Source organism: Enterobacter adelaidei (assembly GCF_041937165.1).
Taxonomy (GTDB): Bacteria; Pseudomonadota; Gammaproteobacteria; order Enterobacterales; family Enterobacteriaceae; genus Enterobacter; species Enterobacter adelaidei.
In genome coordinates, this window is sequence record NZ_CP154353.1 from 4,431,368 (window position 1) to 4,450,708 (window position 19,341).

A 19,341-nucleotide genomic window follows, 5' to 3' on the forward strand; every position below is an offset into this window, starting at 1 on the left:
AACTATTCAAAACACGAATAACAGCGGACCCGCAGTATTTCAAAAAGATAACCGTTACCCTTTTTCGCCCTTATCATTTTTGGTGGTACCGACGAAAAAATGGTCTAAAACGTGATCAATTTAACACCTTGCCGATTGACCGTAAAGAAAGATGCGCTACATACAAGTGTAGCACCGTTCTGTACGTGTAAATTCCTGAATACGGCTATGGCTGACGAATACGCCGCCTTGTCCCTCTCACTCTTCATCAACCGTAAAACTGCCATCCCAGAGTCAACAATGTTAGGATGGTTAGCGATTGATAATGACGGTAACAAGCATGTTAGACAATGTTTTGAGAATTGCCACACGCCAAAGCCCTCTTGCGCTCTGGCAGGCACATTATGTGAAGCAGCGCCTTGAAGCCTGCCACATTGGATTGCGCGTCGAGCTGGTGCCGATGGTCACGCGCGGTGACGTGATCCTTGATACGCCGCTGGCGAAAGTGGGCGGCAAAGGCCTGTTTGTCAAAGAACTGGAACTGGCATTGCTTGAGAACCGCGCTGATATTGCCGTACATTCGATGAAAGACGTGCCCGTCGAGTTTCCGGAAGGGCTGGGTCTGGTGACAATCTGCGAGCGCGAAGACCCGCGTGACGCGTTTGTCTCTAACCACTATGACTCGCTTGATGCGCTGCCTGAGGGCAGTGTGGTTGGCACGTCCAGTTTACGCCGTCAGTGTCAGTTGGCAGAGCGTCGTCCGGACCTGATCATCCGCTCGCTGCGCGGTAACGTCGGCACGCGTCTGAGCAAGCTGGATAACGGCGATTACGATGCCATTATTCTTGCGGTGGCGGGTCTGAAGCGTCTGGGGCTGGAGTCGCGCATTCGTGTGGCGTTGCCACCGGAGCTGTCGCTGCCCGCCGTGGGTCAGGGTGCGGTCGGCATTGAGTGCCGTCTGGACGATGCGCGAACCCGCGCACTCCTTGCCCCTCTGAACCATGACGAGACCGCTATTCGCGTAAAAGCCGAACGTGCGATGAATACCCGCCTCGAAGGGGGATGCCAGGTGCCGATTGGCAGCTATGCTGAATTAATTAACGGTGAGCTGTGGTTGCGTGCACTGGTTGGCGCCCCGGACGGTTCGCAGATGGTACGCGGTGAGCGTCTCGGCAAAGCACAGGATGCCGAGCAGCTTGGCGTGTCGCTGGCAGAAGAGTTACTGGATAACGGCGCCCGCGAGATTCTGGCTGACGTTTATAATGGAGAACCCCCTGCATGAGTATTCTTGTCACCCGCCCTTCTCCCGCAGGAGAGCAATTAGTGAGCCGTCTGCGCGCACTGGGGCAGGTGGCCTGGAGTTTTCCGCTTATTGAATTCTCCCCGGGTCGGGAACTGTCTGTGCTCGCCGACCAGATGAATACCCTTCAGGAAGGCGATCTGCTGTTCGCGCTGTCGCAACATGCCGTGGAATATGCCCACGCACAGTTGCAACAGCAAGGTCTGACCTGGCCAACCGCCCCCCGCTATTTCGCGATTGGCCGCTCGACGGCGCTGGCTTTACATACCATCAGCGGTGCGAATGTGCGTTACCCGTTAGATCGGGAAATCAGCGAAGTCTTGCTACAATTACCTGAATTACAAACTATTGCCGGCAAGCGTGCGCTGATTTTACGCGGTAACGGCGGACGTGAACTGTTGGGTGAAACGCTGCTGGAGCGTGGAGCTGATGTCACGTTCGTTGAGTGTTATCAGCGCTGTGCAAAACCCTACGATGGCGCGGAAGAGGCGATGCGCTGGCACGCGCGAGGCATCAATACGCTGGTGGTGACCAGCGGTGAAATGTTACAACAGCTTTGGGCACTGATACCGCTTTGGTATCGCGAAAACTGGTTACTCCGCTGTCGACTTCTGGTCGTCAGTGAGCGTCTGGCGAACAAGGCCCGGGAACTGGGCTGGCAGGATATTCGGATCGCTGATAACGCCGACAACGATGCGCTGCTGCGCGCATTACAATAACTCTCAAATGGGAAGCCATAATGACGGAACACGATAAATCCTCCGCCGTGGTTGAAGAGACCAGGGAGACTGTGGACGCGACGCCACAGCCAGAGACGAAAGAGAACATCGCTGAGAAGAAAAACGGCAGCAACAAAAAAAGCCTCGCGCTGAGCGCGATTGCCATCACTATTGCGCTGGCGGCCGGCGTTGGCCTGTACGGTTTGGTGAAACAACAGAGTGCTAACCAGACGGCCACCAGCGACGCACTGGTGAATCAGCTTACGGCTCTGCAAAAAGCGCAAGAGACACAGAAAACCGAACTGGAAGCGGTGATTAAACAGCAGGCAACCGCACTGGCCGATGCGAACAGTAAACAAGAAGAGTTGACCAAACAGCTGGGCGACGTGCAGCAGAAAGTGGCGACGATCTCCGGCACCGATGCTAAAACCTGGCTGCTCTCCCAGGCTGACTTCCTGGTGAAGCTCGCCGGGCGTAAGCTCTGGAGCGATCAGGATGTCACCACTGCCGCCGCACTGCTGAAAAGCGCCGATGCGAGCCTGGCGGACATGAACGATCCAAGCCTCATCACCGCACGTCGCGCGATCACCGAAGACATCGCCAGCCTCTCTGCCGTCTCACAGGTGGATTACGATGGCATTATCCTCAAAGTGAACCAGCTTTCGAATCAGATTGATAACCTGCAGCTGGCAGATAACAACGACGACGACTCCCCGATGGATTCCGACGGCACCGAGCTTTCCAGCTCCCTGAGCGAATGGCGTGTGAACCTGCAAAAAAGCTGGCAGAACTTTATGGACAGCTTTATCACTATCCGCCGTCGCGACGAAACCGCCGTTCCGCTGTTAGCGCCGAATCAGGATATTTATCTGCGCGAAAACATTCGTTCCCGCCTGCTGGTTGCCGCCCAGGCCGTGCCGCGTCATCAGGAAGAGACCTACAAACAGGCGCTGGATAACGTCTCTACGTGGGTACGCGCTTACTACAATACCGATGATGCGACCACCACCGCCTTCCTCGAAGACATTGATAAACTGAGCCAGCAGAACATCACCATGAACGTGCCAGATAAGCTGGAAAGCCAGCCGATTCTGGAGAAGCTGATGCAGACGCGAGTGCGTAATTTGCTGGCACAGCCAGGTGTTCCGGCTGAGCAAACTGGCGGAGCCGCCCCAGCTCCTGCACCCGCGCCTGAAAGCGCACCGCAAGGAGAGTAATGATGCTAAAAGTCCTCTTACTCTTCATCCTGCTGATCGCCGGGATCGTGTTGGGTCCGATGCTTGCCGGTCATCAGGGTTACGTCCTGATCCAGACAGATAACTACAACATCGAAACCAGCGTAACGGGTCTGGCGATCATTCTGATCCTCGGTGTGGTAGTGCTGTTTGCTGTCGAGTGGATCCTGCGCCGTATTTTCCGCACCGGCGCGCATACGCGTGGCTGGTTCGTGGGTCGTAAGCGCCGCCGCGCCCGTAAGCAAACCGAACAGGCACTGCTGAAACTTGCGGAAGGTGACTATCAGCAGGTTGAAAAGCTGATGTCAAAAAACGCCGATCATGCCGAACAGCCAGTAGTGAACTATTTGCTGGCCGCGGAAGCCGCGCAACAGCGGGGTGACGAAGTCCGCGCTAATCAACACCTGGAACGTGCGTCTGAACTGGCGTCTAACGACCCGATTCCGGTGGAAATTACGCGTGTTCGTCTGCAACTGGCACGCAATGAAAATCACGCTGCACGCCACGGTATCGACCGCCTGCTGGAAATTGCGCCACGTCACCCGGAAGTTCTGCGTCTGGCTGAGCAGGCGTATATTCGGACCGGTGCATGGGGTTCACTGCTGGACATCATTCCATCAATGGCGAAGGCCGAAGTGGGTGATGATGAACATCGTGATGAGCTTCAGCGCCTGGCATGGATTGGCCTGATGGATCAGGCTCGCGCCGATTTGGGCAGCGACGGTCTGAAAACCTGGTGGAAGAATCAGAGCCGGAAAACGCGTCAGCAGATCCCACTGCAGGTGGCAATGGCAGAACATCTTATTGAATGTGACGATCAGGACACCGCGCAGGAGATCCTTCTCGACGGTCTCAAACGCCAGTATGACGATCGGCTGGTGATGGTGATCCCACGCCTGAAAACCAACAATCCAGAACAAATTGAAAAAGTGCTGCGTCAGCAGATTAAAACCGTCGGTGACCGTCCGCTGCTGTGGAGCACGCTGGGTCAGTCGTTGATGAAACATGGCGAATGGCAGGAAGCGAGCCTCGCCTTCCGCGCGGCACTGAAACAGCGTCCGGATGCGTTTGACTACGCATGGCTTGCCGATACGCTGGACAAACAGCATAAGCCCGAAGAGGCAGCCGCCATGCGACGTGATGGGTTGCTGTTGACGCTGCAAAACAACGGTACCCAGCAGTAAATAAACAGGAGGCCAAATGGCCTCCTTTTTTTATCGCCCATATCCTGCTACATTCTTTGTACCCATATCTGCAAACGCACCCGCCAATGTAACGATGTCTTTTCATTAACCTTTTTCACACACGCGCACATTCTGCAGCGTGGACTAAATTGTTTTTGAAAGGAAATCTTCATGAACTCGCTTTTGTATGCGCTTATTGAAGCGCTGCGCGGCCACCGCTGGCTGCGCCTGCTTGCCTGTGCTTTTATCTTTACTTCGCTGGGAAATGGTTTAACCCAGGTTGTGGTCTTCGGTTTGCTGTTAGCGTGGTCAGCCTCGCCAGCACTGCTAACCCTCGCTTTTCTTTTCGCTACGGTACCAGGATTTGTCGGTAGCCTGATCGGTGAAAAGCTGTGCTCGAGCTTTTCTCCAATATCTCTGCTGATACTGACCGAAGGACTGGGCTTGCTCGCCCTGCTTTTTCCCTTGTTTGGCGTGGGTTATCACAGCATTGCCGCTTTACTCGCCGTGCAATCCACCGAAGCGCTGCTCAGCGGGATGAGTTGGCCCGCGCTGACGTTGCTCTTTAAGCGCGGTCTCAGTGAAGCGGAGTTACCTGCGGCAACCTGTCTGGAAACTGTGATTTTTGCTTCTCAGGTGTTGTTAGGAACCGGACTGGGCGTAGTGCTGTTCCAGAGGACATCCGTGTTTACACTGCTGGCTATTGATGCCGCCAGCTTTCTCGGGTCACTGTTAATGCTATGGCTGGCTGAGCGCCAGTTTTCAGCACCATCACTCCCGTTCCCTGTTGAAGAGACAGCGCCTGCGGCGCTACGCTGGCGGACGTTGACCCGTCGGCAAAAACGCAGCCTGCTCATCCTCCCGGCGCTGGCAGCCGTCGGTTCACCGGCGATGGCACTCCTTCCGGCACTCGCGCAACAGATCCATCCTCAGAATGCGGCGGGTCTTGCTCTGCCTCTGCTTCTCGCGAGGAGTATGGGGCAACTTTGCGGCCCCATGCTGCTAAAAAGAGACAGCCTGGCGCGCTTTGCTGCCCGCACACCGCGAATCATCGTTTGTCTCGGTATCTTTCTGGCCGCTTATGGCATGCTTCCGTTTTTATCCGGATGGGTGGCCTGTGCGCTGGGGATGATCTTTCTCGCCCATCTGGCTTCGAATGTTCTCTTTGCGGCCGGCACGTTTGCTGTTCTCAGTAGCTTTGATGACACGCAAACCGCGTCAGCCAGCGGTAAAGCCTGGCGCTGGCAAACGCTCAGCGCCTCTCTTTTCACCGGCATCGCAGCGATGGTGGCAACCGGGTTTGGCTCAGTGCAGGCACTCTATACCGTCTCGTCAGTGGCTCTGCTGACCGTTGCGCTGATCATGTGCTTTTATCGGGAGTAAGACATAAAAAAACGCCTGCTATAAAAGCAGGCGTTAAAACAGGTCTGTAAGACAACATATTTGGTGCTTCACTCAACGTTGTGTCCATGGTGTCTGATGAGGCCGAAGCGACATCTGTCAGTGGACGATAAGCACCGTAAATGGCTCTGCGTCATTCCTGAGTTTATGAGGCACTAAGGCGAACATAAGAGATGGAATGAGCATCTACACGCATATTATTGCACGGAACGTGCCAACATAACACTCCCAACTTTTACACCGCGCAACATTTTAAGATAAAAGGAAATTATGCTAGTAAGCACCCTCTGAAGCCCGACAATAATCCGGTAAACACAACAATATGTCTCCTGGAGGAGACAGTAAAATCAGCTAAGGATTTTTTTCTTCTTTTTCAGGGAATTGCATGTCGCTAAATCGCGACAATAAATACAGGTGCTGTCGGGGGATTGCTACAAGGATGAAAAGGCGCAGAAAACAAAAAACCCCGCCGAAGCGGGGTTCAAAATTGGTCGGCGAGAGAGGATTCGAACCTCCGACCCACTGGTCCCAAACCAGTTGCGCTACCAAGCTGCGCTACTCGCCGATGTACTGCTTTTTGAATTTTTAGTTCAATTCAATTAAAAAGTCGTGGTGCGAGGGGGGGGACTCGAACCCCCACATCCTAAGGACACTAACACCTGAAGCTAGCGCGTCTACCAATTCCGCCACCTTCGCAATTCACAACTCTTTCAATAATGGGGTGGCTAATGGGATTCGAACCCACGACAACTGGAATCACAATCCAGGGCTCTACCAACTGAGCTATAGCCACCACTGTATTCTTAACTCACGCGGTACTGACTACTTCTCAGACCACCGCAGCTCCAGCACCGGGTAAATGGTGCGCCCGACAGGATTCGAACCTGAGACCTCTGCCTCCGGAGGGCAGCGCTCTATCCAGCTGAGCTACGGGCGCTTAGCGCCGTTGCGGGGCTGGATATTACGTACCTCCGTCCCCGCTGTCTAGTGCTTTTTTGAAAAAAATGCGCGTTTGGTTATGGTTTGCACATTTTGCCGCTTATTCCTCCACTTTCTGCGTGGTGGCACGGCTACCCAGGCCAAAAAGCTTATACGCAGCTGTCACTGCCGCCAGGAAGATCACCCCGACAAACAGCGACATGCGGGTATCTTCATTAAAGTACATTCCAATTAATACGCAAACCAGGAACGCCATCGTTAAATAGTTCGCATACGGGAACAGAATTGAGCGGAACGGATGGCTTTCAATCGCCTTTTTATGCGCATGGCGGAAACGCAGCTGGCTTATCAGAATAACAAACCACGGCACCATGCCTGGCAGCACGCTGGCGCTATAGACGTAAACAAATACGCGCTGCGGGTTAGGAATGATGTAATTCAGACAAGAGCCAACCAGCAGTATCGCAATGGAGACCGCCACGCCCGCAACCGGAACGCCAGCACGTGAGACTTTACTCATCGCCGCAGGCAGCTGGTTATTCTTCGAGAGTGCATAAAGCATACGACCACAGCTGTACATTCCACTGTTACAGCCTGACAATGCCGCCGTCAGTACCACAAAGTTGATGATACCTGCCGCCGCCGTGATGCCAATTTTCGCGAAGGTTAAAACAAACGGGCTACCGGTCGTGCCAATTTCGTTCCACGGGAAGATGGTCACGATGACGAAGATCGCGCCCACATAGAAAATCAGGATACGCCACAGCACCTTACCCACCGCACTACGCAGCGTGACTTGCGGGTTTTTCGCTTCACCGGCGGTAATACCGATAAGCTCCACGCCCTGATACGAGGCCACAACGATACACAGCGCCGTCAGGAAGCCCTTCCAGCCGCCAGCGAAGAAACCGCCGTTTTCAGTCAGGTTACCAAAGCCGATAGCGTGTCCGCCGTTGCCAAAGCCGAAGAAAATCACGCCCAGGCCAACGACAATCATCACGATAATCGTGGTGACTTTAATCATTGCGAACCAGAACTCAATTTCACCGTAAAGGCGCACGGCGGCCAGATTTGCCAGCGCCACCAACCCTACGGCAATGAGCGCGGGTATCCACTGAACCATGTCCGGGAACCAGAACTGGACGTAGACCCCTATCGCGGTGATCTCTGAGATACCCACCGCCATCCACATAAACCAGTATGACCAGGCCGTCAGGTAGCCGAAGAACGGGCTCATATAGCGATGCGCGTAAACGGCGAAAGAACCGGTCACTGGCTCCAGGAAGAGCATTTCGCCCATCGAACGCATAATGAAGAAAACAAACAGCCCGGCGATAATATACGCCAGTAATACGGAAGGGCCTGCCCATTTGAGCGTACTTGCGGAGCCCATAAACAGGCCGACGCCGATAGTGCCGCCCAGCGCTATCAGTTCAATATGACGAGCTTCCAGCCCACGCTGTAGCTCCGGTTTTTTCTCTGCCATAGATCCTCGATTGTGTTTGCTGTTTCCCGACTTAAGACCGGGTATTGTTTTTTAGGGGTACTAAAATACGGAGCGAATGGTTTCTTAAAATCTGCCAAATGGCAAACGATGCATTAAAAAAATGAATGCATTGCACAGATTATCAGCAGTTTTGCAGGGGAGTTGCAGCGCGAATAGCATATCGCGCTACATTTTGATTACATTTTCCCGGTGTAATGCCAGGCGAGGTAGCGAAGCAGGCGAATCTGTCGTTTAATGCGCGTCGGTTGCGATAGCAGGCGGTACAGCCACTCAAGGCCCAGATTTTGCCAGACCTTGGGCGCACGCTTAACGTGGCCAGTAAAGACGTCGTACGTGCCGCCGACGCCCATGTACAGGGCATCCGGGCAGACCAGACGGCAGTCACGCATCAGGATCTCCTGGCGCGGGGAACCCATCGCCACGGTGACAATTTTCGCCCCGCTGTCGCGAACGCGCGCAAACAGCGCCTGCCGATCTTCCGGTTTGAAGTACCCATCCTGGCTGCCGACAATATTAACATTCCATTGACGACGCAGTTTCTCCTCTGTCTGGACCAGTATCTCCGGCTTCCCGCCAATCAGGAACACGGGCGTGCCCTGCGCACCTGCGCGGGCCATAAGCTGCTCCCAGAGATCGGCACCCGCCACGCGGGAAACATTAGCGTCAGGATACTTTTTACGGATTGAGCGAACCACGCTGATACCGTCCGCGTATTTAAACTCAGCAGCTTCAATCAGACTTTTGACTTCCGCATTATCCTCAACTGCCAGCATTTTTTCCGCATTGATGGCCACCAGCGTCCCGGATTTCATTTGGCCGTCGGCAAAAAGAAAATCCAGTGCGTGCTGCATGTCGCGCCAGCCAATAAGCTGCAAACCACGTAGCGCATAGCGCGGTGCAGACGTTTTATCAGTCATTACTATCCTTACTCAGACTTGCGACAGCGTTGTGCTGCCCTGCGGCTCGCGCTTGTGCACAAGCCCTGCACTGTCAAACAGCCAGTACAACAATTTGGCCAGTAACAGGCAGACGCCGAAAATGACCATGAAGAACACCACGCGCGAAACGAATGAGTCCAGCCCTTCGCGCGCCAGAACGATCATATTGAAAATGGCACCAAAGCAGAAACTGTGCAAAATGGCCGCTTTATAGCGGTTGGTCTCTTCGTTACCACGCACGTAAAGCCAGTCGAACCACTTAATAATCAACCCTACGGCAACGGCCCCGGGCAGAATGAACCACGCCCCACCCATCACGACCAGAGAGCCAATCAGCGTTGGCGAGATGGCCAGTCCGGAATGGTTGTTCAGTACTTCCCAGGTAAAATAGTTCGCGGTATTGAGCACCACGCCAGGACGCTCCGGCCATAGCCAGGAAGGGATAAAGACGTAGAAGTCGCGAACGATTGGCGCCAGGCCCTGGAAATCAATCTTGTCGTAGTTTTGCAGAAGTAATGCCAGGTTTTCCCACGGCGAGAAGGTATCACGCGTCAGATAGAGGAACGTGTAAAACGCTTCATCACCCGCCACATTCATTCCGTAGCGCTTCAGTGCCAGCCAGAACATCCCCACAATGCCAAACACCCCAGCCGCCACCAGCATCCACAGCGAGATCCAACCGCGAATGATGCCGATAAACAGGAAGATGGCGAAGGCGATAATGATGTTCGCGCGCGTACCGCCCACAATCATGTAGGTCAGAATGCCGAACGCGACGGTGCTGACCAGGAAGAACAGCCACGCTTTGCTGTCCTGGCGCAGGAAGAAGATCACCAGCATTGCCGGGATGAAGAAGTAGAAGAAACGCTTAAGCGCCACGCCTGAGACTTCGGCCGAAAAAATCTGGCTGTAGGAGTGGAGCTTAAACAGCAGGAAGCCGTTATGCATGAAGAAAATGCCGACACTGACCAGGGCGATGGTCATTAGCATCACCCATGTCAGGTGGGTCTCCACCCTGTTCATGGTAAAAAGCGCCCGGCGTGGTGCGGTTGCCTGCGTCGAACGCAGCCGCGTTTTATAGGTGACGTAGTAAACCGCATAGAAACAGGTTGCGGCCAGAAGTGCCTGGAGCAAAATTTCTGGTGGCGCGACGCTCACGTCGAAGCGGAAGACCAGAATGCTGGTCAGTGGGAAGCCAAAAAAGAACGTCAGCAAAAACAGTAACGAGAAGAACACGTTAAAGTTGAAACGCACGCGGCGGAATTCAAACCAGGTGAGCGTAGCGATAAACAGCGTGCTCAGGAGCCAAACGACCAGCAAACCGCTGAATTGCAACTGGCTCATGCTTTGTCTCCTGCAGCGATACGCAGCGCACGGTGCCACGGCGAGAGGTAATTCGGGCTAAAGAAGTCGATGGAATTCTTATCCACCAGCGCCAGTTGTCGCTGTGCTTCCCGAACAACTTCTTCATTAAGCACATCGGTGGTAAACAGCACCGGCAGATTCTGCTCGACCATATCTTGCCAGAACGGATTATCGCGATTAAGTACACAGGGGATCCCGGCCTGAATCAGTAGACACAGTGTGCCAATCCCCTGCTGGCGGGCAAAGATAAAATACCCGAGATCGCATTTCCTCAGCAGCGCAAGGTACTCATCAAATTCCAGCTTATTATCGAGAATTTGCAAATTCCCGGCGCTGAATAACGCCAGCCCCTGCTGGCGAACCTCGTCGATATAGGCGTCGTTGTTGAGGGGGTAACCCATCGGGACAACCACATTGACGGTATCGCCAAATTGCTGATGAACAGCCCTGAGCGCGGCAGCATGTTCGTTGCTGCGATCGCCAGAGTTACCGACCAGAATCGTCAGTTTCCCCTCCCGTGGCGTGTCGGTCCCCATAGTGTTCAGCGCCGGGTTCATTCGGGTCGGGAAATAGAGCAATTCGCCGCGCACATCAGAATGCTGTTTCGCAAAATAATTCAGATCGCCACGGGTGGCAAAAACACAGCCCACGCGTCCCTGCGCCATGCGACGCAGCGGGTAGAAAAGCCGGAATTTCCAGCCGCGGGAAACCTCGTAAAGATCGGCCCCCCAGATATGCCAGCTGCACTGGGAGGGTTTAATTCCGCCGCTTAACAATGCCAGCCACAGACCGGTATTAAACTGTCCGTGAAAGAAGAAACGTTGCTCACGATCCGCTTTGGCTTTGGCAACGACCGCCTTCGCCAGCGTAGCCTTATCCGGCCAGAATGCGATCCTCAGCGCCGGAAACGCCTCGCTCAGGCCCTTATCCTGACCTGCAACCATAAACTCACGCGCATCAGGATCGTCCGATGCCAGCTCATCGTTAAAGAACCGCAATACGGTCTGGTTATGGTGTGGGATATCCGATCCCAGGATGTGAATCAGTGCAGTCATGCGCGTTTACGCCAAAGTAAAAATACGCCGCAACAGGCAGCAAAATAAACGATATAGGTTGCCATGTAGGCCTGAGCCGCTCCCAGCGCCCCGTGTGCGGGGATCAGCCAGTGCGAGAACGCCGTCAGGAGCATAAACTGGCTAATTTCCGCCAGGATATACAAACGCAGCGAGGCTTTCGCAATCACCAGATAGCCAAAAACGTAAGCCCCCACTTTCAGTACATCCCCCACCAGCTGCCAGGCAAAGAGATCGCGCATGGCGGTAAACTTCGCCGAGAAAAGCAGCCAGATGGCAACATCGCGCAATAACCAGACGGTAAAACTCGCAGCCGCAACAGCCGGCAACACAAAGCGCAGAGATCGAAAAATCTCACGGGTAATATCCTGTCTGGACGTCAGGCGCGATAAGGTTGGCAGTAAATAAACGCTAAAGGAAGCCGTTATAAACTGGAGGTAGGCGTCGGAAATGCTACTTACGCCCTGCCAGATACCGACCTCATCCCAGCTATAATGCGCCGCCAGCAGGTTTCGCATCATCACGTAGGCCACGGGTAGCGTGACGGAGGTGATGAGCGCCATCAGGGTAAATTTACCCAGCTGGCTGGCAAGAATCTTGTCCCACTGAGGTTTCAGGTAGCTCAGAGGGATGACGCCACGACGCATCAGCATAAAGGCGGCAGGAACAACAACCAGCGCCGGGACGAGCGCCAGCCCCAGCAGTGCGCCTTCATACCCTCCAAGGCGATAGCAGAAGTAATAGGCAATAACGCCGATGACGCTCCCGAGAATTAGCGCAAGGGCATTCCCGGCAGCATCACGAAAGCCTTTCATCAGCGCCAGCAGCAGGTTAGCCCAGGCAATCCCCATCTGAACCAGCGCAACCAGACGCACCAGCCCCTGGTAATGGGTGTGCCCGAACAACCCCTGGCTGATGGGCGCCGCCGCCAGCAGAAAGATAATCGCCATCAGGGTTGAAAACCCCGTGACCATCGCCGAGGAGGTGCCCACCACCCTGCGAAGCTGAGCCGCATCATCGTGATATTGCGCAACGTATTTGGTCACGCCGTTAAAGATGCCGGCACCGGCCAGCACCCCAAGAACGGTAACAAGCTGACGGAAATTACCCGCCAGCCCCACACCCGAGGGGCCAAATGAGACGGCCAGCAGCTTGACGACCAGCAGCCCGGCGCCAATTTTTACAAGCGTGGACGCGGCGGTCCACACCGATGCTTTTGCCAGAGACATATCAGCCGAAATAACTCAGAAGGGTATTAATCACCGTACGCTGGTTAACCGGCGCGAGGTTGTAGAACAGTGGCAGGCGAAGCAGACGCTCACTTTCTTTGGTAGTGTAACGGTCTTCACCTGAGAATACCCCAAACTCCTCGCCCGCCGGGCTGGAGTGCAGCGGAATGTAGTGGAACACCGCCATAATTTCGGCTTCTTTCAGCCAGGCAATAAGCTGGCTGCGATCGTCGTTATCGCGTAGCTTGATGTAGAACATATGCGCGTTGTGGACGCAATCTGCCGGGATGGTCGGCAGCTCAATACGCCCGGCTTTTGCCAGAGGTTCAAGCGCATCGTAATAGGTTTGCCACAGGGAGAGACGCTGAAGGTTGATGCGTTCCGCCGCTTCAAGCTGCGCCCACAGATAGGCCGCCTGCAGATCCGCCATCAGATAGCTTGAGCCAATATCGCGCCAGGTATATTTGTCGACCTGGCCACGGAAGAACTGGCTACGGTTGGTGCCTTTTTCGCGGATCACTTCCGCACGCTCCACCAGCGCCCGGTCGTTAATCAGCGTCGCACCGCCTTCTCCACCCGCGGTGTAGTTTTTGGTTTCGTGGAAACTAAAGCAGCCAATATGGCCGATCGTGCCCAGCGCCCGTCCCTTGTAGGTCGACATCACGCCCTGGGCGGCATCTTCCACCACGAACAGATTATGTTTTTTGGCGAGCGCCATGATGGTGTCCATTTCACAGGCCACTCCCGCGTAGTGAACCGGCACGATCGCGCGCGTTTTGTCGGTGATAGCCGCTTCAATCAACGTCTCGTCAATGTTCATGGTATCCGGGCGGATATCCACAAAGACGATTTTCGCCCCGCGCAGGACAAACGCGTTCGCAGTGGAAACGAAGGTATAGCTCGGCATGATCACTTCATCGCCGGGCTGGATATCCAGCAGCAGCGCCGCCATTTCCAGCGATGCCGTACAGGACGGGGTCAGCAGCACTTTGGCGCTGCGAAAACGCTGTTCCATCCACTGCTGACAGCGGCGGGTAAAGCCGCCGTCACCACAAAGTTTGCCGCTGCCCATGGCAGACTGCATATAGTCGAGTTCCGTTCCGACGACGGGTGGTGCGTTAAATGGAATCATCTTGTCACCTGTATAACCAGTAGGCGGTGGCGTCGATGTTGGCACCACTCGCAATATAACGTTTTAGCGCGGCGGTATTGCCCAGTTGGGTCGCCACTCGCAGCGTCACAAGCTGCTGCTCCTGCGCCCAGTGCTGCGCCGCCTGCATGAGTTTTTCACCCATGCCACGCCCGGCTAATAAGCCAATACGCGCCTCACGCTCGTTGAGCTTACGCAGAGAGACGAACCCCTGGATTTGACCGTCTCCAGCACGAAAAACCAGGCAGACGTGGTCAAAGGTGCCTTTGACCGCATTCTCCACCCACTGCGCGTAGAAACGACCGCTGTCGTCAGGCGCGTACCAGGGCGTGCGAAAACGGCTCTGAGCAAACGCCCGAACCGCCATCTGACGCAGCACGGGAATATCCTGTTCGGTTGCAAATTCCGCGCCTGACGCATCATGCCGGGTGAGCGTTATAGAAAGATCGACCTCACATTCAACCAGCTTAAAGCCGTGTTGCTGGAGCGCATCAAGCAGGTCAGTACGGTCTGCTGGGATCTTAGCCTGAACCCTCTGCCAGGCAGTAAAGTCAGATTCCGTCAGTGCCGGCGCATTATCGCGCAGACGCACAATAGCCGAAGGTAGACCGAAAAAGGTACTCTCCCAGTTCAGGGGTTCAAGCACCCCATTCAGGCTACTCAACGCCAGACACCTTTGGTATCAACAATATACTGCTGACGAACAGCTGCGCCGGACGTTGCTTTAAATTCTTTATGATCCACCAGCAGCACCAGCACATCCGCCGTCGCCAGCGCATCCTCCAGCGCGGTCAGCGTACAGTGCCCCGCCAGTTTTGCCGGAAGCTCATGAATATTCGGTTCGACCACCAGCGTTTCGCCCTTGTGCCATCCGGCAATCATCTCAGCAATTTCCATTGCCGGGCTTTCACGCAAATCATCAATGTTCGGTTTAAATGCCAGACCAAAGCAGGCAATTTTCAGTTCACTGGCGCGCTTGCCGCTCTCTGCCAGACAATCCGCTACCGTGGTTTTAACCTGATTGAGAACCCAGTGAGGTTTGCTGTCGTTCACTTCACGCGCGGTGCGAATCAGACGTGCCTGCGCCGGGTTTTGCGCCACGATAAACCACGGATCGACGGCGATACAGTGACCGCCCACGCCAGGGCCTGGCTGCAGAATGTTGACGCGCGGATGGCGATTCGCCAGGCTGATTAACTCCCAGACGTTAATCCCCTGATCGGCGCAGATCAGCGACAACTCATTCGCAAACGCGATATTGACGTCACGGAAGCTGTTTTCCGTCAGCTTGCACATCTCGGCGGTGCGGGAGTTAGTCACCACACACTCACCTTCCAGGAAAATCTTGTACAGCGCGCTGGCACGTTCGGAACAGACTGGCGTCATACCGCCAATCACGCGGTCGTTTTTAATCAGTTCGACCATGACCTGCCCCGGCAGCACGCGCTCCGGACAGTAGGCAATATTGACATCGGCCTGCTCACCCGCCTGCTGCGGGAAGCTGAGATCGGGACGAGCTTCAGCCAGCCACTGCGCCATCAGCTCGGTTGCCCCAACCGGAGAAGTTGATTCCAGGATCACCAGCGCCCCTTTCTTCAGCACAGGAGCAATGGATTTCGCCGCCGACTCGACGAAGGCCATGTCGGGCTCGTGGTCGCCTTTAAATGGCGTTGGAACAGCAATCAGGTACGCATCAGCTTCAACAGGCGTCGTGCTGGCACGCAGGAAGCCCCCCTCTACCGCCTCTTTCACCACGCGATCAAGATCGGGCTCCACAATATGAATTTCGCCACGGTTAATGGTTTCTACCGCACGCGCGTTGATATCCACACCGACAACCTGCTTTTGACGGGAGGCAAACGCTGCCGCAGTAGGCAAGCCAATATAGCCAAGACCAATGACAGAGATGGTAGTAAAACTCATAGCGATATCCGATTGTGTTTAAGTGCATGCAAAATACGACCACAAGCCTGCCCGTCTCCGTACGGATTATGGGCCCGGCTCATCGCCTGATACTCTTCATCGTCGTGCAGCAGGCGCGTGACCTCTTCGACGATCAACTGTGTGTCGGTGCCGACCAGGCGTACCGTTCCCGCTTTGACGGCTTCCGGACGCTCGGTCGTTTCACGCATCACCAGAACGGGCTTGCCAAGGGACGGTGCTTCTTCCTGAATGCCACCAGAATCGGTGAGGATCAACCAGGCATGATTCATCAACCAGACAAACGGCATGTAATCCTGAGGTTCAATGAGAAGGACATTTTCGACATGACCCAGGATGCGGTTGACGGGCTCGCTAACATTTGGGTTGAGATGCACCGGATAAACAATCTGTACATCGTCGTTCTGCGCGGCGATTTCAGCCAGTGCATGACAGATTTGCTCAAAGCCCCGGCCAAAGCTTTCTCGACGGTGCCCAGTGACCAGGATGGTTTTCTTGCCATTATTCAGGAACGGATAGCGGGCATCGAGGTCCTTCTGCAGATCGCTGTTTGCCAGTACGCGATCGCGTACCCAGATCAACGCATCAATGACCGTATTGCCGGTTACAAAGATTTTGTTATCAGCGATATTTTCACGCAGCAAGTTCTGACGCGAGTTTTCGGTTGGCGCAAAGTGGTACATGGCCAGATGACCGGTGAGCGTGCGGTTGGCCTCTTCCGGCCATGGGGAATATAGGTTTCCGGTACGCAGACCCGCCTCAACATGACCGACGGGAATACGCTGGTAAAACGCAGCCAGACTTGTCGCCACGGTGGTGGTGGTGTCACCGTGAACCAGGACAACGTCAGGTTTGAATGACTCCAGAATCGGCTTGAGCTCTTGCAGAATCCGGCAGGTTATCTCGGTCAACCCTTGCCCCGGCTTCATAATATTGAGGTCATAATCCGGGACGATGGAAAAGAGCGTTAAGACCTGATCGAGCATCTCACGGTGTTGGGCTGTGACGCACACTTTCGCTTCAATATCAGGATCATTGGCCAGCGCGTGAACCAGAGGTGCCATCTTAATGGCCTCCGGCCTGGTGCCAAATACGGTAAGTACTTTCACATCGATTCTCTTCGATTAGACGATGAAGGCCTTAGCCTTCATCGTAGACGGCGTTCTTAGTTTGTGCGACGACGCGTTAACGCCACGCCAGCGCCCGTTAGTGCTCCTACAATCCCCCACATAATCATCAGGAATGCACGACGCGGACTATCGCGTTTTACAGGTTCTTCAGGCGTTCGCAAATAACGATAGGTCTGAAAACGCGGGTCCAGCGTTGGACCAACATTCAGCGTAGTGAGCATCGCGCGGTTTTGATCGTAGTCGAGGTCAAAATCAGGGCCAACGGCCTGGAGGTTTTCCAGACGAGCCTGCAACATTGGGCGACCAAGCAGGAACATTTCAGAATCAGGCAGTTCATCCGCCGGGACATCCGTTTCGCTGCGGGAAATATTACGCTGCTCCGCAATTTTCAGCGCCTGCTCAATATTGTGTACGCGGCGAGAGAAAATGGCTTGTGCCACCTCTTCCTGACGTTTTACCTGGGCTTTCATCTGGATGGTACGGGCCGCCCAGGCACCTTTAAGCTCTTCATTGAGATGGCTTGCAGCACGCTGGCTGGCAAAAGCAACATACTGACGCAACAGGTTATTAGCATCCGGTGCCGTTTCCGCAACCAGTTTGACGCTGTCATTAACGTTACGCAGCGCATCACCCGGCGTGAACTGGATGTTGTTTATCAGGTCATCCAAAAACGCGGCATCCGCTTTGCTGTTGCCCACCATACGCTGCTTGTAATAATCCGTCTGACTCCAGAAATCGCGGCGTGTATCCCACGAGGCCAGTTGCATCACAAACTCTTTGTATGCCTCATCCATGACGGAAGCCTGATCGGGTGCCGCCAGATTCGCCTTGATATCCAGATTACGCAAGAACTGCTGCTGGGAATAAAACCCGCCGAGCATGTTAACCGTTGGTCTGTCTGTAATTGCCGTGGCGCTCCACTCTTGTTTTGCAAAGAAAGTGTAGGCCAGCGCTAACAGTGCGAACACCAGCGCGATCCCCGCAATCCAAAGTTTGCCTGCCCATAACACGCGAAACAAACCCCGAATATCCAGTTCATTCTCAGTTACCACTGATTTCGCTCCCGCCAACGGTTGAGTCATCATAGTCCCGGTTTTACTTAGTTAATGTTGTGTTTTTGTCATTGTTACGACGCATCCTGCGTTTAATACGTTTAATGAATCGCGCTACTTTCCATGCGCGCTTAATGCAGTAGCCGTAGAAAGAAAAAGCTAGCAAGAACAATACCAACATAGCCCACTCAGGCACAAAATGTGTATATTCCGCCGTCACGCCAATCCCTGCTAGAATAGCAGCCGCCAGAGTAATAAGCACAAATGCCTGTCGGGAAGTGAATCCGGCTCGCATGATCAAATGATGAATGTGTTGACGGTCAGCAGAGAAAGGACTCATCCCTTTACGCAGGCGGCGATACATAATCGCAACCATATCCATTAATGGGATAGCAATAATCCATAATGCCGTTACCGGACTAATAGGATGAACATCACCCTGAGTGGTTTCCAGTAAGATCCAAATGATAGTAAAGCCGATAAGCGTGCTGCCCGCATCCCCCATGAAAACTTTATAGCGTCGCCCCAGTGCGCCAAGGTTTAACAAGATATAAGGCAAGATGGCCACAATCATGGCAAAACACCACATAGCGAGGCTATATTGTCCATCGAACCATAAAATGAAACCGATTGCGGCAAATGAGACGCAGGACAACCCTCCCAGCAAACCATCAATACCATCAACCATATTAAACGCGTTGATCGCAACCCACACTGCGAATAGGGTCAAGAAATAGCCAAATGGACCAAGCTCCATCTCCCATGAGCCAAAAATATAGCCCAGGCTACTCAAGTGCAATTTTGCGAACACCATCATTGTAATCGCGACCGCTGCCTGAACGAAGGCGCGAATTTTGACACTAATGTCGTATCTATCATCAAGAGCACCAATCACTACAAGGACGGCGGCACAAGAGAGATACAACCTGGCATGCGGGATATAGTAATCTGCGATAGCAAACGTGAAGCCAATCCCCGCGAAAACAGAGATACCCCCGACCAAGGGGATCATACCTTGATGACGTTTACGGAAGTTGGGTTTATCCACTAATCCCAGATATTTCGCCACCTTACGCGCAAAAAACAAAAAACAGGTGGTAAACAAGAAAATACTGGTTAGTTCAGTAAACGTATCAAGTAGGTTCACAATGGATGTTCTCAACAAATGTTAGTCAAGGAAGTATAACCATCAAGGCGCT

16 protein-coding genes and 4 tRNA genes are annotated in these 19,341 nt (G+C 54.1%); 5 read left to right on the forward strand and 15 right to left on the reverse strand.

What is annotated here, in order from left to right; all coding sequences use genetic code 11:
- The first annotated feature begins 319 nt into the window (after nt 1-319).
- From hemC to AAHF05_RS21570, 5 genes are all read left to right on the forward strand, one after another.
- Nucleotides 320-1,261, forward strand: coding sequence for a hydroxymethylbilane synthase (gene hemC, locus AAHF05_RS21550; RefSeq protein WP_164989121.1), 942 nt, complete (start codon nt 320-322; stop codon nt 1,259-1,261).
- The gene (hemD, locus tag AAHF05_RS21555; protein WP_129325082.1) at nt 1,258-1,998 is read left to right on the forward strand and encodes a uroporphyrinogen-III synthase; all 741 of its coding nucleotides are present in this window, start codon (nt 1,258-1,260) and stop codon (nt 1,996-1,998) included. The genes hemC and hemD overlap by 4 nt, the downstream gene beginning before the upstream one ends.
- Before the next feature lie 20 nt (nt 1,999-2,018).
- Nucleotides 2,019-3,215 carry a uroporphyrinogen-III C-methyltransferase gene (gene hemX / locus AAHF05_RS21560; protein ID WP_129325081.1) on the forward strand — a complete coding sequence of 399 codons (1,197 nt, stop codon included), beginning with the start codon at nt 2,019-2,021 and terminating at the stop codon, nt 3,213-3,215.
- Between the two features lie 2 nt (nt 3,216-3,217).
- Nucleotides 3,218-4,417 (forward strand): protoheme IX biogenesis protein HemY, encoded by a 1,200-nt coding sequence (hemY, locus tag AAHF05_RS21565; protein ID WP_129325094.1) that lies wholly within the window; start codon nt 3,218-3,220, stop codon nt 4,415-4,417.
- Between the two features lie 171 nt (nt 4,418-4,588).
- Complete coding sequence (locus tag AAHF05_RS21570) at nt 4,589-5,800, forward strand: MFS transporter (RefSeq protein ID WP_129325080.1); 1,212 nt, start codon at nt 4,589-4,591, stop codon at nt 5,798-5,800.
- Nucleotides 5,801-6,306: 506 nt separating this feature from the next.
- Here the strand turns inward: AAHF05_RS21570 and AAHF05_RS21575 are convergent.
- From AAHF05_RS21575 to wecA, 15 genes are all read right to left on the reverse strand, one after another.
- Nucleotides 6,307-6,383 (reverse strand) — tRNA-Pro (locus AAHF05_RS21575).
- A gap of 45 nt (nt 6,384-6,428) precedes the next feature.
- Nucleotides 6,429-6,514 (reverse strand) — tRNA-Leu (locus AAHF05_RS21580).
- Nucleotides 6,515-6,535: 21 nt separating this feature from the next.
- Nucleotides 6,536-6,611: transfer RNA gene (locus AAHF05_RS21585), tRNA-His, on the reverse strand.
- Nucleotides 6,612-6,678: 67 nt separating this feature from the next.
- A tRNA-Arg gene (locus AAHF05_RS21590) sits at nt 6,679-6,755 on the reverse strand.
- A 102-nt stretch (nt 6,756-6,857) separates the two neighbouring features.
- Nucleotides 6,858-8,243, reverse strand: a complete 1,386-nt coding sequence (locus tag AAHF05_RS21595) for an amino acid permease (RefSeq protein ID WP_028018199.1) — start codon at nt 8,241-8,243, stop codon at nt 6,858-6,860.
- Nucleotides 8,244-8,440: 197 nt separating this feature from the next.
- On the reverse strand, nt 8,441-9,181 hold the full coding sequence (wecG, locus tag AAHF05_RS21600) for a lipopolysaccharide N-acetylmannosaminouronosyltransferase (protein WP_028018200.1): 741 nt from the start codon (nt 9,179-9,181) through the stop codon (nt 8,441-8,443).
- Nucleotides 9,182-9,193: 12 nt separating this feature from the next.
- Nucleotides 9,194-10,546 (reverse strand): ECA oligosaccharide polymerase, encoded by a 1,353-nt coding sequence (wzyE, locus tag AAHF05_RS21605; protein ID WP_129325078.1) that lies wholly within the window; start codon nt 10,544-10,546, stop codon nt 9,194-9,196.
- Nucleotides 10,543-11,622 (reverse strand): TDP-N-acetylfucosamine:lipid II N-acetylfucosaminyltransferase, encoded by a 1,080-nt coding sequence (locus tag AAHF05_RS21610; RefSeq protein WP_129325077.1) that lies wholly within the window; start codon nt 11,620-11,622, stop codon nt 10,543-10,545. The genes wzyE and AAHF05_RS21610 overlap by 4 nt, the downstream gene beginning before the upstream one ends.
- Nucleotides 11,619-12,869 carry a lipid III flippase WzxE gene (gene wzxE, locus AAHF05_RS21615; RefSeq protein WP_129325076.1) on the reverse strand — a complete coding sequence of 417 codons (1,251 nt, stop codon included), beginning with the start codon at nt 12,867-12,869 and terminating at the stop codon, nt 11,619-11,621. The genes AAHF05_RS21610 and wzxE overlap by 4 nt, the downstream gene beginning before the upstream one ends.
- A gap of 1 nt (nt 12,870) precedes the next feature.
- A complete protein-coding gene (gene rffA, locus AAHF05_RS21620; protein ID WP_028018204.1) occupies nt 12,871-14,001 on the reverse strand; it encodes a dTDP-4-amino-4,6-dideoxygalactose transaminase in 1,131 nt (376 codons plus the stop codon).
- A 4-nt stretch (nt 14,002-14,005) separates the two neighbouring features.
- The gene (gene rffC / locus AAHF05_RS21625; RefSeq protein ID WP_332618397.1) at nt 14,006-14,683 is read right to left on the reverse strand and encodes a dTDP-4-amino-4,6-dideoxy-D-galactose acyltransferase; all 678 of its coding nucleotides are present in this window, start codon (nt 14,681-14,683) and stop codon (nt 14,006-14,008) included.
- Nucleotides 14,680-15,942: a UDP-N-acetyl-D-mannosamine dehydrogenase gene (gene wecC, locus AAHF05_RS21630; protein ID WP_049008163.1), complete on the reverse strand. Its 1,263-nt coding sequence runs from the start codon at nt 15,940-15,942 to the stop codon at nt 14,680-14,682. Before wecC ends, rffC begins: the two co-directional genes overlap by 4 nt.
- Entirely contained in the window at nt 15,939-17,069 is a 1,131-nt protein-coding gene (gene wecB / locus AAHF05_RS21635; RefSeq protein WP_049008161.1) for a non-hydrolyzing UDP-N-acetylglucosamine 2-epimerase, read from the reverse strand. Before wecB ends, wecC begins: the two co-directional genes overlap by 4 nt.
- A 56-nt stretch (nt 17,070-17,125) precedes the next feature.
- Nucleotides 17,126-18,172, reverse strand: a complete 1,047-nt coding sequence (gene wzzE / locus AAHF05_RS21640) for an ECA polysaccharide chain length modulation protein (RefSeq protein ID WP_049008159.1) — start codon at nt 18,170-18,172, stop codon at nt 17,126-17,128.
- 13 nt (nt 18,173-18,185) lie between these two features.
- Complete coding sequence (wecA, locus tag AAHF05_RS21645) at nt 18,186-19,289, reverse strand: UDP-N-acetylglucosamine--undecaprenyl-phosphate N-acetylglucosaminephosphotransferase (RefSeq protein ID WP_049008158.1); 1,104 nt, start codon at nt 19,287-19,289, stop codon at nt 18,186-18,188.
- Nucleotides 19,290-19,341 lie beyond the last annotated feature (52 nt).

Coding starts and splice junctions, on each gene's coding strand:
- hemC (WP_164989121.1), top strand. CDS start 320: ATGTTAGACAATGTTTTGAGAATTGCCACACGCCAAAGCCCTCTTGCG.
- hemD (WP_129325082.1), top strand. CDS start 1,258: ATGAGTATTCTTGTCACCCGCCCTTCTCCCGCAGGAGAGCAATTAGTG.
- hemX (WP_129325081.1), top strand. CDS start 2,019: ATGACGGAACACGATAAATCCTCCGCCGTGGTTGAAGAGACCAGGGAG.
- hemY (WP_129325094.1), top strand. CDS start 3,218: ATGCTAAAAGTCCTCTTACTCTTCATCCTGCTGATCGCCGGGATCGTG.
- AAHF05_RS21570 (WP_129325080.1), top strand. CDS start 4,589: ATGAACTCGCTTTTGTATGCGCTTATTGAAGCGCTGCGCGGCCACCGC.
- AAHF05_RS21595 (WP_028018199.1), bottom strand. CDS start 8,243: ATGGCAGAGAAAAAACCGGAGCTACAGCGTGGGCTGGAAGCTCGTCAT.
- wecG (WP_028018200.1), bottom strand. CDS start 9,181: ATGACTGATAAAACGTCTGCACCGCGCTATGCGCTACGTGGTTTGCAG.
- wzyE (WP_129325078.1), bottom strand. CDS start 10,546: ATGAGCCAGTTGCAATTCAGCGGTTTGCTGGTCGTTTGGCTCCTGAGC.
- AAHF05_RS21610 (WP_129325077.1), bottom strand. CDS start 11,622: ATGACTGCACTGATTCACATCCTGGGATCGGATATCCCACACCATAAC.
- wzxE (WP_129325076.1), bottom strand. CDS start 12,869: ATGTCTCTGGCAAAAGCATCGGTGTGGACCGCCGCGTCCACGCTTGTA.
- rffA (WP_028018204.1), bottom strand. CDS start 14,001: ATGATTCCATTTAACGCACCACCCGTCGTCGGAACGGAACTCGACTAT.
- wecC (WP_049008163.1), bottom strand. CDS start 15,942: ATGAGTTTTACTACCATCTCTGTCATTGGTCTTGGCTATATTGGCTTG.
- wzzE (WP_049008159.1), bottom strand. CDS start 18,172: ATGACTCAACCGTTGGCGGGAGCGAAATCAGTGGTAACTGAGAATGAA.